Raw genomic sequence first — 13119 nt, 5'->3', positions numbered from 1 at the left:
GGCAGTGACTAACTCAGACAACCTCCCCGTAGCCGGATCTGTTCCTGGCACCGGAGCCGCCAGCGGCACCGTGATCGGCCTGGATATCGGCGGTACCAAGACCCGTGGTGTCCGCTTTGAAAATGGCACAGTCGTGGCTGACGAGATCGTCGGCAGTTCCAACGTCCAGAATGTCAGTCTCAGGGAAGCGTCCAGCAACCTGGCAGCGCTGTTCGCGAGAATCGGCGGTGGACACATGGATTATGTTTACGCCGGAGCCGGTGGCATTGATACCAACGACGACGCCGCGGCCCTGGCTGCTCTGATTGAACCGCACGTCCGGGGTGCCAGAATCACGGTGGTCCACGATTCCAGATTGCTGCTTGCCGCCGGGCGCGCCAGCACAGGCGTGGCCGTCATTGCGGGAACGGGTTCCGCCGCCTGGGGTAAGAACAGAGATGGCGAGGAAGCCAGGGCCGGAGGCTGGGGTTATCTCCTGGGCGATGAAGGCAGCGGCTACTGGCTGGGGCGGGAGGCAGTCCGCCACAGCCTTCACCGCATGAACCAGGGGCTGGAGCCGGACCAGTTGACCACAGCGCTTCTTGAGTCCTGCGGTGTGGACGATCCCAACAAGCTGATCGCACTCTTCCATTCAGCTGACACCGGCCGCCGTTACTGGGCGCAGCAGGCCAGGCTGGTGGTGGAGGCAGCTGATGCCGGGCATGCCGTCAGCCGGCAACTCGTGGACCAAGCCGGCCGCGACCTCGCCCGGCTCGCAGCACAGGTACTGCGGAATCTCGGTATCGATGGCCCTGTCATTCTGGGCAGCGGGCTGGGAATGAACGTGGTCCGTCTCCAGGACGCGTTCCGCAGCTCCCTTGCGGGCAACGGCGTTACCGATGTCCGCGTCCTTGATCAGGAGCCGGTTTTCGGTGTGCTGCAGCTTGTGGCGGAACAGGGCTGAACCGGAACGGGCTGAACCGGAACGCGCTGGTCAGGAACGTGTCCGCGGCCTGAGCCTGACCCCCGGAAGCGGGGGAGCGGGGATACGTCCGGCTTCAGCTCCGGCCCCGGGACCGTGGCCCTTCACGAGGCCAAACCGTGCCGCAGCAGCTTCAGAACCCTGGGCGTCCGCCTGGGCCTCCCAGTCCAGGCGTGCCTGGGCCACCTCCTCATGGGTGCGGCCCACAAAGTTCCACCACATCAGCAGCTCTTCCTGGAAGGGCTTGCCACCAAGGAGAATAAAGCGGGTTCCGGGAACGGCCACAAAGTCGAGCACGGGGCGGCCGATTCCCACATAACCCAAGGGACCCGGCTCTATTTCCTGACCATCAAGGATCAGGCCTCCGTCGAGCACCAGTACCGCGTGTTCAAAGTGGACGTTCAATGGCAAGCTGGCCGGTCCGTCGCAGCTGATGTCGGCGCCGACGATGGGCGAGTACACGGTTGCCGGTGACTTTGCGCCCGCCAGTTCGCCCACTATCACTGTCGCTGTGAATCCTTGACGATGGACAACAGGCAGGGTCAGGTGCTGCTCAAAGGCCGGCGGCCGGCGCCTTTCACTGTCGGGTAACGCAACCCACAGCTGGAGTCCGCGCTGCACCGGAAGGGGCGTACCGCCGTCGGACTCTTCCGGGATCACGGCAAACTCCGAGTGCGAGACCCCAATGCCGGCAGTCATGATGTTCAGTTGCCCCGGCCGGACCACCACGTCGCTCCCCACGCTGTCGCGGTGCCGGACGTTGCCGGCGAGCGGCCAGGTGACGGTCTGCAATCCGGTGTGAGGATGCGGAAGCACTGACATGGCGGTCCGGTCGGGGCCGAAACTGTCCAGGAAACACCATGCACCCACGGTCGGAAGGCCGCGTTGCGGCAGGGTGCGGAGCACGTTCATGGCACGCACACCGCCAAGGGGGACCTCACGGGCGGGCCACAGCTGCACACACGGTCCCGTGCCGGTAATGCCTTCCGGCCTTCCGGGCGGGCATATTTCCTGCTGTGGGCTGGCTTCCAGGTTCGTCACAGTCCCACTGTAAGACTTTGTGCGTTTCTGGGGCATAGTGAAACGTTGTACCGTGGATCACATGCCTGAGTCGATTCTGAGTTACCGCGAGTCTGCCCTTTTCCGCGCCGGTGAACCACACCGGATCCTGGCCGGGGCCATCCACTATTTCCGGGTTCATCCGGAGCAGTGGCAGGACAGGCTCCGTAAACTCCGGGCCATGGGCGCCAACACCGTGGATACCTATGTTGCCTGGAATTTCCATCAGCCCCGTCGTGGCGAGGCAGCGGATTTCGCCGGCTGGCGGGACATTGGCCGCTTCATCGACCTCGCCGCGTCCGAAGGCCTGGACGTCATTGTCCGTCCGGGCCCCTACATCTGCGCCGAGTGGGACAACGGCGGGTTCCCTGCCTGGCTGACAGGTATCCCGGGAATCGGCCTGCGTTGCCTTGATCCGGTGTTCACTGGAGCTATCGAGGAATGGTTTGACGCGCTGTTGCCCATCGTCGCCAGCCGCCAGACATCCAATGGCGGCCCCGTGGTTGCCGTGCAGATCGAGAACGAATACGGCAGCTACGGCGATGACAAGGACTATCTCCGCTGGAACCGCCGCGCCCTGGTGGAACGCGGGATTACGGAACTGCTGTTCACGGCCGACGGCGGCAACGACTACTTCCTCGACGGCGGCGCCATCGAAGGTACCTTGGCGACGGCGACGCTCGGCAGCCGTGGCGACGAAGCTGTGGCCACATGGCAGCGGCGCCGGCCGGGCGAGCCGTTCTTCAACGTAGAATTCTGGGGCGGCTGGTTTGACCACTGGACCGAACATCATCATGTACGCGACGTTGCGGACGCCGCAGCGGAAACCCGCAAAATCCTGGACCTCGACGGTTCCGTGTGCATCTATATGGCACACGGCGGGACCAACTTCGGGCTGTGGTCCGGCAGTAACCACGACGGCAAGAAGCTCCAACCCACCGTCACAAGCTACGATTCCGATGCGCCGATCGCCGAGAACGGTGCACTTACACCGAAGTTCCATGCCCTTCGCGCCGAGTTCTTCCGCGCCCAGGGAGTTCAGGAACTGCCGGAGCTGGACCCGTCGCTGCTGACCTCTGCCCCGGTCCTGCCGGCCCAAACGCTGCCGGTGACCGCCGGGATGGAGCTGCTGGACGTGGTCCGCTCGGCCGGCGAGCCGGTGCCCGGCGTTAAGCCCCTGAGCTTCGATCAGCTCGGGTTGGACGCCGGCATGGTGCTCTATGCCGCCGATGCGGTGCTGCCCGGCCTCCCGGACTCACCGGCCGAGGCGGCGTTGCGTATCCTGGGCCTGAATGACCGGGCGCATGTCTGGGTGGACGGGGTTTTCGCCGGCGTCCTGGACGACGTCACTGCAGCTGAAGGTCTGAAAGTTACAGGCACCGGCGCGTCCGTGAAGCTGGAAATCCTGGTGGAGAACCAGGGCCGGATCAACTACGGACCGCTCACCGGCCACGGCAAGGGGATCCTGGGCGGGGTGCTGGTCAACCAGCGCTACGCGTTCCACTGGACGCAGACACCGGTTGCCCTCACTGAATGGGGAGCCGAAGAACTCGGAAAGCTCGCCTCGGCTGAATTCCAGGTCGATACCGCCGCTGATACCTACCTGGCTCTGCCCGGCTTCGGCAAGGGATTTGTCTGGATCAACGGCTTTCTGCTGGGACGGTACTGGGGCGTCGGCCCTCAGATCACCCTCTACATCCCCGCGCCGCTGATTTGCCAGGGACTCAATTCCATCAAGGTGCTGGAACTCGAAAGCCCGGGCACCGCCGTTGAACTGCGCACGGAACCGGATCTGGGGCCGGTCGAGGCCGGTCCGGTTGCGGCTGCCGGACTGTAGGCAGGCCCACCCCAGCCGGGCCGCGCGGCGGGATTAGGCTGGATTCATGAGCGTGCAATTCGACACCCGCCCGGCTGCCTACGGGGTCATCATTCGCGACGGCGCGATCCTCCTTGCCTACTGGAAGCAGGGCGGGAAGGAAGGCTGGACGCTGCCCGGCGGCGGTCTGGATCTGGCCGAGCACCCGGTGGACGGTTGCCAGCGGGAAATATTCGAGGAAACGGGATATCTGGCGGAGATCGGAACCATGGTGGGGATCGACGTCGGGTACTGGCCCGCCGGAACCCGCCTGGACGGGGCCGATCGCGATTTTCAGTCGCTTCGGCTGGTCTATGAGGCCACTGTCACAGGAGGCGAGTTGCGCCCCGAGGTGGACGGCAGCACCACCCACGCTGCCTGGATCCCGCTGGATGAGCTGGGCGGATTGAACCGCGTATCGCTGGTGGACGAGGCTCTCCGGCTTTACCGGGAGCGTCCGGTGAATGGCAAGATTTCCTGATCCGCCCCCACCGTCTAGACGACAAGCCCGCAAACGTCCTGGCCCAAGGTCCGGCTGCGCGGTGTCACGGGGCCGCATCAGAGGTCTACCATTGCAAATTCTTTCCGGCCAATCGCCGGCGGTCACGGCAGGCGATACGCTCCATCTGTCCTACCCGCTCGCCGCAGAAGTCCCGGCCGCCGGCGACTGGGTCTGGCTCGGCCCCAACCGCGCCGGCGACCGCGAAATCCTCGCAGTGCTCCCGCGCGCCAGTCCGAACTGAGCCGCAAACGAGTCTTTGAAACCTCCTCGGAAGCGCAGGTTCTGGGCGCAAACGTGGACGTGCTGGGAGTGGTCGTCCCCGTGGACCGGCCGCTCGGGCACAACCGCCTGGAGCGCACGCTCGTGGCAGCGTGGGATTCCGGTGCAACGCCGCTGGTGATCATCACCAAGGCGGATCTCACAGATCTGGCGGACGACGTCGTCGGGCAGGTGATGCTGCAGGCAGCAGCCGTTGATGTGGTCACCACATCAGCCGAGCAGGGCGATGGCCTCTATGAGCTGCTGGGGCACCTTCCGCCCGGGGCGACATTGGTGCTCCTGGGGCCTTCAGGCGCCGGCAAGTCCACTCTCATCAACGCACTGGTGGGTTACGACGTCCAGGCGACGGGGGAGGTCAGAGCTGGCGACGGCAAGGGCAGACACACCTCCACCTCGCGCGAGCTGGTGCCACTCCCCGGCCAGGCCGTGCTGATGGATACTCCCGGCGTCCGCGGCTTTGGTCTCTTTGTTGCCGGCGACGGCATGGGTGAGATGTTCGGCGATCTGGAAGTGCTCTTCGGCCAATGCCGTTTTTCCGATTGCGTCCATGGTCAGGGGCCTGGTGGTGCGGTGCAGGCCGCACTCCCAGACCAGTCACTGGACAGCCGGCGGTGGTCCAGCTACCTCAAGCTGCTGCCCGGCGGGCATATCAGCGCGAATGGCACCAGAAAGTGGTGGTGGCAAGCAAGAGCCAGCGTTCAGCTGAACGGAGCAGTACCGAACGTGCTGAGGAGAGCAACGAAAAACGGCGGAAACGCTCACCACCCATCCGGAACGGTTGTGTTTCCGAATGGTTACGGTAGCGCCGTCTGCGGTTCCTTTGTCGCCGGCTGTCGTTAGGCTATGTCAAGGGGCGCTTTACAGTAAAAAAACAGCGCGCTCATGATCAGTTCGCTGGACCGTCCGATGTTGCCGCCCAACAGTTAGGTAAGCCCGGGAGTGGCCGAAGCCATGATTGAATTCCAGAGCGTCACCAAGCAGTACCAGAGCGGGCAAGCTGCAGTGGACCAGCTGAGCATGTCCATTGACAAGGGTTCCATCACGGTTTTCGTGGGCCCGTCTGGCTGCGGTAAGACCACGTCGTTGCGGATGATCAACCGGATGGTTGAGCCGACGTCCGGCACCATTACGGTCGGTGGCAAGGATGTCACGTCGGTGGTGGCGGCGGACCTCCGGCGGTCCATGGGCTATGTCATGCAGTCCTCCGGACTGATGCCGCACCGTTCAGTGCTGGACAATATCGCAACCGTTCCGCGCCTGAACGGCGTCTCCAAAGCGGAAGCCCGCAAGCGGGCTGAAGAGCTGCTCGACGTCGTCGGGCTGGCTTCCGCACTCGGCAAACGGTACCCGTCCCAGCTTTCCGGCGGGCAGCAGCAGAGGGTGGGCGTGGCCCGAGCGCTCGCCGCCGATCCGCCCGTGCTGCTGATGGATGAGCCTTTCAGCGCTGTGGATCCGGTGGTGCGGGATGAACTCCAGCAAGAGCTACTGCGCCTGCAGCGCGACCTCGCCAAGACCATCGTTTTTGTCACGCATGATATTGATGAGGCCACCGTTCTGGGAGACAAGGTGGCGGTGTTTGCCGTAGGCGGAAAACTTGCGCAATACGCCACGCCGGAAGAAATCCTGCGGGCCCCGGCCAATGATTTTGTTGCGTCGTTTGTGGGCCGGGACAGGGGATTCCGTCACCTGGCGTTCACCGCGTCCGACGGCGTCGCCGTCCACCCGGTGACCACTGTCGCCCGCGATGCATCGGCGGCGGCGGACGGCCACTGGCGGCTCGTGGTGGATGAGGACTCCCGTCCGCTGGGCTGGACGGGACCGGGCACCGGCCGGGATCTTATCCCCGGTGGTTCCCTCTTCCGCGCGGGCGACACCCTCCGCCGCGCCCTGGATTCAGCGCTGTCGTCACCGTCCGGCCTCGGGGTGGTCGTGGACAATGACGGCAAAGCGGCCGGAGTGGTCAAGGCTGCCGAAGTTCTGGGCCTGATCGAGTCGGCCCGGCAGGTCCGCCGGGGGAACCTCTGATGGAATGGTTCCTTTCAAACAGCGGCATGGTCTTTGAAAGGGCCGGCCAACATCTGATCCTGGCTTTGATCCCCATGGTGCTCGGACTGCTGATCTCCGTCCCGCTGGCGCAGTTCGCCCGCAGGAACACCACGCTGCGTTCCGTTGTTGTCACGGCCAGTTCGCTGCTTTACACCATCCCGTCGCTGGCGCTGTTCATTATTCTGCCGCCCATTCTGGGCACCAGAATCCTGGACCCGATCAACGTGATTGTGGCCCTGACCCTCTACGCGGTGGCGCTGTTGGTCCGGGCGGCCATGGATGCATTTGACTCCGTGGACGACGACCTCCGGCAAGCGGCTGTGGCAATGGGCTACAAATCCGGGGCACGGTTCCTGCAGATCGATTTGCCGCTCTCGCTGCCGGTCCTGTTCGCGGGACTCAGGGTGGTCTCTGTCAGCAACATCTCTTTGGTGAGTGTTGCCGCGCTGCTGGGCGTCGGCAACCTTGGGATGTTATTCACCGATGGTCTGCAGCGGACATTTATCACCGAAGTCGTGGTGGGCATCATCGCCATTCTTCTGCTTGCGCTGCTGATGGATGCTCTTCTCGTTCTGCTGGAGCGGCTGCTTACCCCCTGGACACGGGCGTCGGCGACGCCGTCGGGCCCGGTTCAAACGTCCGGCGCAGACTTCATCCCAGAGTCCCCAATCCATTCGGGGGCACTCCGATGAGCAATGTCTTCCTAGACACGTTTGCCTGGATTGCGGACCCGGCCCACTGGTCGGGGCGCTCCGGGATTCCTGCCCGGTTGCTGGAACACCTGGGGTACAGCGGGTTGGTGCTCATCATTGCGGCAGCCATTGCCATCCCGGTCGGCCTGTACATCGGGCACAAGGGACGGGGGAGGGTTGCGGCAGTGGCCTTCGCAGGAGCCCTCCGAGCCTTGCCAACCCTGGGCCTGCTGGTGCTCTTTGCCCTTATTGCCGGAACGGGGCTGATGCCTCCCGTCTGGGCACTGGTGATTCTTACAGTCCCGCCGTTACTGGCCGGCACCTACGCCGGCATCTCCAGCGTTGACCGATCCGTCGTTGATGCTGCGCGGGCCATGGGCATGACCGAACCCCAGATCCTCTTCCGGGTGGAGCTCCCCAACGGCCTGCAGGTTATGTTCGGCGGCATCCGCACCGCCGTGCTGCAGGTCATCGCCACGGTGTCCGTCGTCGCCTACCTTCCTCTGGGCGGGCTTGGCCGCTATCTCTTCGATGGGCTGGTCCTCCAGGACTTTCCGCGGATGCTGGCAGGTTCGCTCCTGATCGCGGCCCTGGCAATCGCCGTCGACCTCCTGCTGGGAGCCGCTCAGAAGCTGCTCGTCTCTCCCGGTCTTTCCGCTGATTCCAAGCATGGCCAAAAGGCCACTGCCGATCTCACAGCCCCCGTATCCGCGGAGGCTGCTGTTCAAGGAGGTATCCCATGAATAACCCCGTCCGAATCCCGATTTCCCGTCGTAGCCTGGCTGGCCTGGCCGCAGGTGTCGGCATCGCCGTCGCGTTGACGGCCTGCGGCGGCGGAGAGCCGCTGTCCACCCCGACCACATCATCAAGCAGCGGTGGCGGAGGCTCCCTGGTGGTGGGATCTGCCGATTTCCCGGAGAGCCAGATTGTGGCCGAAATCTACGCCGGTGCCCTGACCGCGGCTGGTGTGACGGCGACCACCAAGCCCAACATCGGATCCCGCGAAATTTACTTCAAGGCCGTACAGGACGGTTCCATCGATCTGGTCCCGGACTACTCCGGGAACCTGCTCTCCCACGTTGACGCCGAAGCGCCCGAGGTTTCCGCGGACGACATCTTCAAGGCGTTGCCCGGCAAGCTGCCGGAGGGGCTCGGTGTCCTCGCGGCGGCCAAGGCCGAGTCGAAGGACGCCATGGTGGTCACTAAAGCCACAACGGAAAAGTACCAGCTGAAATCCATCGAGGACCTGGCCAAGGTCTGCAAGGACCTCACCATGGCGGCCCCGGCCACGTTCGAGACCCGGGCCTACGGATTCCCAGGGCTGAAGAAGAACTACGGCTGCGAGCTGAAGGCCCTTCAGCCGTTCAGCGACGGCGGTGGCAACCTTACGCTCCAAGCCCTCCTGAAGGACGAAGTCCAGGTTGCTGACATCTACACCACCACGCCATCCATTGCGGACAACGATCTGGTGGTTCTTGACGATCCCAAGAACAACTTCAAGGCCCAGCAGGTCCTGCCGCTCTACAACAAGGCGAAGATGACGGACAAAGCCCGCGACGCCCTGAACGCGGTTTCCAAGATCCTCACTACCGACGACCTCGTGAACCTCAACCGCGCAGTCAGTGGCAGCCAGAAGCAGAACGCCAAGGATGCTGCTGCTGCCTGGCTCAAGGAGAAGGGCATCACCAAATAGTTTTGACGCTTTTCCGGGTTGAGCACCACGGCGGCGGCCGGACTCACGGGTCCGGCCGCCGCCGCGCCTTCCGAGAGCCATGTGAGACAAGTCTCAGCGGAACTGCATCCGCAATATGGCATATTTGATGGATGGCAGAATTCAAGCAGTCCACCAAGCTTCATAACGTCCTTTACGACATCCGTGGACCGATTCTTCAGGCCGCCCAGCAGATGGAGGCCGAGGGTCACCGAATCCTCAAACTGAACATCGGAAACCCTGCCTCGTTTGGATTTGAAGCGCCGGACGCCATCCTTGTGGACATGATCCGCCACCTGCCACATGCCCAGGGCTACAGCGATTCCCGCGGCATATTTTCCGCGCGCACAGCCGTGTCGCAGTACTACCAGACCCGTGGCATCCAGAACATCCATGTGGACGACATCTACCTTGGCAACGGTGTCAGCGAACTGATCACCATGTCTCTGATGGCGCTGCTGGATGACGGTGACGAAGTCCTCATTCCCACCCCGGACTACCCTTTGTGGACGGCTTCCGTGGCCCTTGCCAGCGGAAAACCCGTACATTACCTGTGCGACGAAGAGTCCGGCTGGCAGCCCGATCTCGAAGACTTGGAATCGAAGATCACCCCCCGTACCAAGGGGATTGTGGTGATCAATCCGAACAATCCCACGGGCGCGGTCTACCCGGAGGACACTCTTAGGAAGATTGTGGCGCTGGCGGAAAAGCACGGGCTGGTGCTGTTCGCTGACGAGATCTACGAGAAGATCCTGTATGAAGATGCCGTTCATGTGAACATGGCCGGCCTTACCGGCGATCATGTCCTGTGCCTGACTTTCAGCGGTCTGTCCAAGGCGTACCGGGTGTGTGGTTACCGTGCCGGCTGGATGGCAATCTCCGGACCCAAGAAGGATGCCACTGACTACCTCGAGGGCATCAATCTGCTGGCCAACATGCGCCTGTGTGCCAACGTGCCGGCGCAGCATGCCATTCAGACCGCGCTTGGCGGATATCAAAGCATCAACGATCTGATCCTTCCCGGCGGACGGCTCCTGGAGCAGCGGAACAAGGCCTACGATCTACTCAATGCGATTCCAGGGGTTAGCACGCAGCAGGCCCGTGGGGCACTGTACCTGTTTCCGAAACTGGACCCGGAGTATTTCCACATCCGCGACGACGAGAAATTTGTTCTCGACCTGCTGAAGGAACAGAAAATCCTCGTTTCGCATGGCCGGGCATTCAACTGGGTCCGCCCGGACCATTTCCGCATGGTCACGCTGCCCAACGTCAAGGAAATCGAAGAAGCAATTGGCCGCATGGCGGACTTCCTCAGCCGGTACCAGGGCAACTAGCCTGTTGGTACGGGCCTGTTGGCGCGTGCAACTTCAGAAAGAGGATCCTGATGGCCAGTGTCGTGAAATTCAATCAACACCCCACTGAGACTCTGAAGGTGGGGAAGGGTTTCAGCCTCGCCGACGCTGATCCTGATTCGACACCTGGCTACACCGGTAATAAGGCCGAGGGCAAGAATCTCCTGGCGGACCTCGACGGCAAACTGGCTGAATTTCAGGAGAAGCTCTTCGCCGAGGCCAAATTCGGCAGCGCCAAACGAATCCTGTTGATCCTGCAGGCCATGGACACGGCCGGCAAGGGCGGAATAGTGCGCCATGTTGTGCGAGCCATGGATCCACAGGGGGTCCAGCTGAAGGCATTTAAAGCGCCCTCCGACGCAGAAAAGTCCCACGATTTCCTGTGGCGTATTGAAAAGGAAGCGCCTGTGGCCGGCATGGTGGGCGTTTTCGACCGCTCGCAGTACGAGGACGTGCTGATCCATCGCGTCCACAGCTGGGCAACACCGGATGAGCTGGAACGCCGATACGCTGCGATCAACGAATTTGAAGAGCGGCTGACAGAATCCGGTACGAGGATCGTTAAGGTCATGCTCAACATCAGCCGTGACGCTCAGAAGGACCGTCTGCTCACGCGGCTCGATGATCCGTCCAAACACTGGAAGTACAGCAGCGGCGATCTCGAGGAACGCGCTTTCTGGGACGACTACATGGCCGCTTATCAGGCTGTTTTCGATAAGACCAGCACTTCCGTAGCTCCGTGGCATGTGGTCCCTGCCAACAGGAAATGGTATGCCAGAATCGCGGTGCAGCAGTTGGTTCTGGGCGCGCTGGAAGAGCTGAATCTTGAATGGCCCAAAGCGGAGTTCGATGTCGCTGCGGAGCGCAGCCTCGCCGAAAAGTCCTAAGCGCTGGGTTGCCGCGCCGGTTGCTTAGTCCTTGGCGGCTTCATCCCGGGCTGAGGCGAGCCGCTTCCGGGCTCCTTCAAGCCACCGTTCGCAGCGCATCGCCAAAGCTTCGCCCCGCTCCCACAATGCCAGTGACTCTTCAAGGCTTGCGCCGCCTGCCTCCAGCTTGCCCACCACAACCACCAGCTGTTCCCGGGCCTCTTCATAGCTGAGCGCCTCGATGTCCGGGGATGGATCCTTAGCCGTCATTCTGCCGCTCCTTGTTTGCTGCGTTCGTTGCTGTCGCCGTTAGTGGGGTTGTTGCCGAGGACGTTGTCATCGAGGGTGCTGTTGCTGTTGCTGTTGCCGTTGGAATGGGCGCCGAAACTGCCCCCTGCCACCCGGATGGATAATCCGGTGCCGGCAGGCACCTGCACGGGGTGTCGGACGACGTCGCCTCGGGAGCCGGCTGGGAGCCCGTCACCTGTCAGCTGCACGACCGCATAGCCACGGTCCAATGTCTGCTGCGGCGACAGTGCGCGGACCTGTGCCGTGAGGTGCAGCAGCTGGTCGGAGGCCCGCACCACGGCAGTTTGGACGGCTGCCAAAGAACGACGGCGGAGGCGCTCCACGTCGTCTGCGCGCATCATCACCATGCCCTCGGGCGCGGCCAGGACAGGGCGGGAGCGTAACGAGAACAGCCGGTCTGTTTCCCGGTCCACAAGTGAAGTGACACTGCGGCGCACCTGGTCCCTGGCCTGCCTGACCCGGGCCAGCTCTTCGCCTACGTCCGGAACGATTCTCTTGGCAGCATCTGTTGGTGTGGACGCCCGCAGATCAGCTACATCATCGAGAATAGGCCGGTCTGCCTCATGGCCAATCGCGCTGACAACGGGGGTCAGAGCGTCGGAAACGGCCCGGATGAGCTCTTCGCTGCTGAAGGGCAGGAGGTCTTCCAGCGCGCCACCACCCCGGGCAATAACAATGACATCCACGTCGGGACGGGCATCGAGTTCCCGCAGTGCGCCGGTCACCTGGGCCACCGCGGTGTTTCCCTGGACCGCCACTTCGCGGATTTCGAATTCGACGGCGGGCCAGCGCAAAGCCGCGTTGCGCAGAACATCCTTCTTGGCATCCGAATCACGGCCCGTGATCAGACCGATCCGGTGGGGCAGCAAGGGCAGCCGTTTCTTTCTGGAATCAGCAAAGAGCCCCTCCAGCGCCAGCGCCTGCCGTAGCCTTTCGATCCGGGCCAGCAGGTCACCCAGCCCCACCGGACGGATGTCCTTGACCTGCATGCTCAGGCGTCCGGTTTTCAGCCAAAACTCAGGTTTCAGCAGTGCAACAACGCGGGAGCCACTTTGAAGTGTCCCAGCCTGCCGGTCCAGGACATTGGACCAGATGGACGCTGGCAGGGAGACTTCAGCGTCCACATCCCGGATCGTCAGATAGGCGGTGTTTCCCCGGCGGTTCAGCTCGATGACCTGGCCTTCCACCCACGCTGAGGGTGTCCGGTCGATATGGGCTTTGAGCTTCTGCGACAGCAGCTGCAGTGGCCAGGGGTTGTCCGGGCTGGTTTCGGCAGCAGTGGCAGGGAGAGTTGTGCCCGTACTGGCGGGCGTCAGCCCGGACGCGGAAACCTCTTCAGACATGCCGGGGTCCCGCGTCCGCGATTGCCTCTTGCATGGTTATTCCTTTACGGTCTCGGTCCAGAGATGCCCGTGCCCTGTAACACCCGGGTCCGGTCAACCAACTCTATCCATAGCTTTATCACGGGGTGCCGACATTTTTGATAC

The 13119-nt window shown here is 63.0% G+C and carries 12 protein-coding genes and 1 pseudogene; 10 read left to right on the top strand and 3 right to left on the bottom strand.

The genetic code is table 11. The features are described 5' to 3' along the window. Positions 1–4 precede the first annotated feature (4 nt). Positions 5–943 (top strand): N-acetylglucosamine kinase, encoded by a 939-nt coding sequence (locus ACQCST_RS14700; protein ID WP_426996486.1) that lies wholly within the window; start codon positions 5–7, stop codon positions 941–943. 30 nt (positions 944–973) lie between these two features. Here ACQCST_RS14700 and ACQCST_RS14695 read toward each other — a convergent pair whose 3' ends face one another. Then, on the bottom strand, positions 974–2002 hold the full coding sequence (locus tag ACQCST_RS14695; RefSeq protein ID WP_426996485.1) for a pirin family protein: 1029 nt from the start codon (positions 2000–2002) through the stop codon (positions 974–976). A gap of 61 nt (positions 2003–2063) precedes the next feature. Here ACQCST_RS14695 and ACQCST_RS14690 point away from each other — a divergent pair, with 61 nt between their 5' ends. From ACQCST_RS14690 to ACQCST_RS14650, 9 genes and pseudogenes are all read left to right on the top strand, one after another. After that, positions 2064–3857, top strand: a complete 1794-nt coding sequence (locus tag ACQCST_RS14690; RefSeq protein ID WP_426996484.1) for a glycoside hydrolase family 35 protein — start codon at positions 2064–2066, stop codon at positions 3855–3857. A 46-nt stretch (positions 3858–3903) separates the two neighbouring features. Further along, positions 3904–4356: an NUDIX hydrolase gene (locus tag ACQCST_RS14685; RefSeq protein WP_426996483.1), complete on the top strand. Its 453-nt coding sequence runs from the start codon at positions 3904–3906 to the stop codon at positions 4354–4356. After that, positions 4340–5459: pseudogene (gene rsgA, locus ACQCST_RS14680) on the top strand (ribosome small subunit-dependent GTPase A). Before ACQCST_RS14685 ends, rsgA begins: the two are co-directional and overlap by 17 nt. Positions 5460–5595: 136 nt before the next feature. Then, positions 5596–6681: an ABC transporter ATP-binding protein gene (locus ACQCST_RS14675; protein ID WP_426996482.1), complete on the top strand. Its 1086-nt coding sequence runs from the start codon at positions 5596–5598 to the stop codon at positions 6679–6681. Further along, the gene (locus ACQCST_RS14670) at positions 6681–7394 is read left to right on the top strand and encodes an ABC transporter permease (protein ID WP_426996481.1); all 714 of its coding nucleotides are present in this window, start codon (positions 6681–6683) and stop codon (positions 7392–7394) included. Before ACQCST_RS14675 ends, ACQCST_RS14670 begins: the two co-directional genes overlap by 1 nt. Beyond that, a complete protein-coding gene (locus tag ACQCST_RS14665) occupies positions 7391–8137 on the top strand; it encodes an ABC transporter permease (protein WP_426996480.1) in 747 nt (248 codons plus the stop codon). Before ACQCST_RS14670 ends, ACQCST_RS14665 begins: the two co-directional genes overlap by 4 nt. Continuing rightward, positions 8134–9087 (top strand): ABC transporter substrate-binding protein, encoded by a 954-nt coding sequence (locus ACQCST_RS14660; protein WP_426996479.1) that lies wholly within the window; start codon positions 8134–8136, stop codon positions 9085–9087. The genes ACQCST_RS14665 and ACQCST_RS14660 overlap by 4 nt, the downstream gene beginning before the upstream one ends. 131 nt (positions 9088–9218) lie before the next feature. Continuing rightward, the gene (locus ACQCST_RS14655; RefSeq protein WP_426996478.1) at positions 9219–10439 is read left to right on the top strand and encodes a pyridoxal phosphate-dependent aminotransferase; all 1221 of its coding nucleotides are present in this window, start codon (positions 9219–9221) and stop codon (positions 10437–10439) included. Between the two features lie 50 nt (positions 10440–10489). Further along, a complete protein-coding gene (locus tag ACQCST_RS14650) occupies positions 10490–11344 on the top strand; it encodes a polyphosphate kinase 2 family protein (protein WP_426996477.1) in 855 nt (284 codons plus the stop codon). 24 nt (positions 11345–11368) lie between these two features. On the opposite strand, the gene ACQCST_RS14645 is transcribed toward ACQCST_RS14650, so the two are convergent. Both ACQCST_RS14645 and xseA read right to left on the bottom strand, forming a co-directional pair. After that, complete coding sequence (locus ACQCST_RS14645; RefSeq protein ID WP_426996476.1) at positions 11369–11593, bottom strand: exodeoxyribonuclease VII small subunit; 225 nt, start codon at positions 11591–11593, stop codon at positions 11369–11371. Further along, positions 11590–12975: an exodeoxyribonuclease VII large subunit gene (gene xseA, locus ACQCST_RS14640; RefSeq protein ID WP_426996475.1), complete on the bottom strand. Its 1386-nt coding sequence runs from the start codon at positions 12973–12975 to the stop codon at positions 11590–11592. The genes ACQCST_RS14645 and xseA overlap by 4 nt, the downstream gene beginning before the upstream one ends. Positions 12976–13119: the final 144 nt, after the last annotated feature.

Origin of the sequence: Pseudarthrobacter sp. N5 (genome assembly GCF_050157035.1) — a bacterium.
GTDB lineage: Bacteria > Actinomycetota > Actinomycetes > Actinomycetales > Micrococcaceae > Arthrobacter.
The sequence above is the reverse complement of the archived record's forward strand: the minus strand, read 5'-3'. Positions and strand labels throughout refer to the sequence as shown.

What these genes read in the sequence shown, in the direction of transcription:
- ACQCST_RS14665 (WP_426996480.1), top strand. Translation starts at nt 7,391, where the DNA reads ATGAGCAATGTCTTCCTAGACACGTTTGCCTGGATTGCGGACCCGGCC.
- ACQCST_RS14685 (WP_426996483.1), top strand. Translation starts at nt 3,904, where the DNA reads ATGAGCGTGCAATTCGACACCCGCCCGGCTGCCTACGGGGTCATCATT.
- ACQCST_RS14690 (WP_426996484.1), top strand. Translation starts at nt 2,064, where the DNA reads ATGCCTGAGTCGATTCTGAGTTACCGCGAGTCTGCCCTTTTCCGCGCC.
- ACQCST_RS14655 (WP_426996478.1), top strand. Translation starts at nt 9,219, where the DNA reads ATGGCAGAATTCAAGCAGTCCACCAAGCTTCATAACGTCCTTTACGAC.
- ACQCST_RS14670 (WP_426996481.1), top strand. Translation starts at nt 6,681, where the DNA reads ATGGAATGGTTCCTTTCAAACAGCGGCATGGTCTTTGAAAGGGCCGGC.
- ACQCST_RS14660 (WP_426996479.1), top strand. Translation starts at nt 8,134, where the DNA reads ATGAATAACCCCGTCCGAATCCCGATTTCCCGTCGTAGCCTGGCTGGC.
- ACQCST_RS14650 (WP_426996477.1), top strand. Translation starts at nt 10,490, where the DNA reads ATGGCCAGTGTCGTGAAATTCAATCAACACCCCACTGAGACTCTGAAG.
- ACQCST_RS14645 (WP_426996476.1), bottom strand. Translation starts at nt 11,593, where the DNA reads ATGACGGCTAAGGATCCATCCCCGGACATCGAGGCGCTCAGCTATGAA.
- xseA (WP_426996475.1), bottom strand. Translation starts at nt 12,975, where the DNA reads ATGTCTGAAGAGGTTTCCGCGTCCGGGCTGACGCCCGCCAGTACGGGC.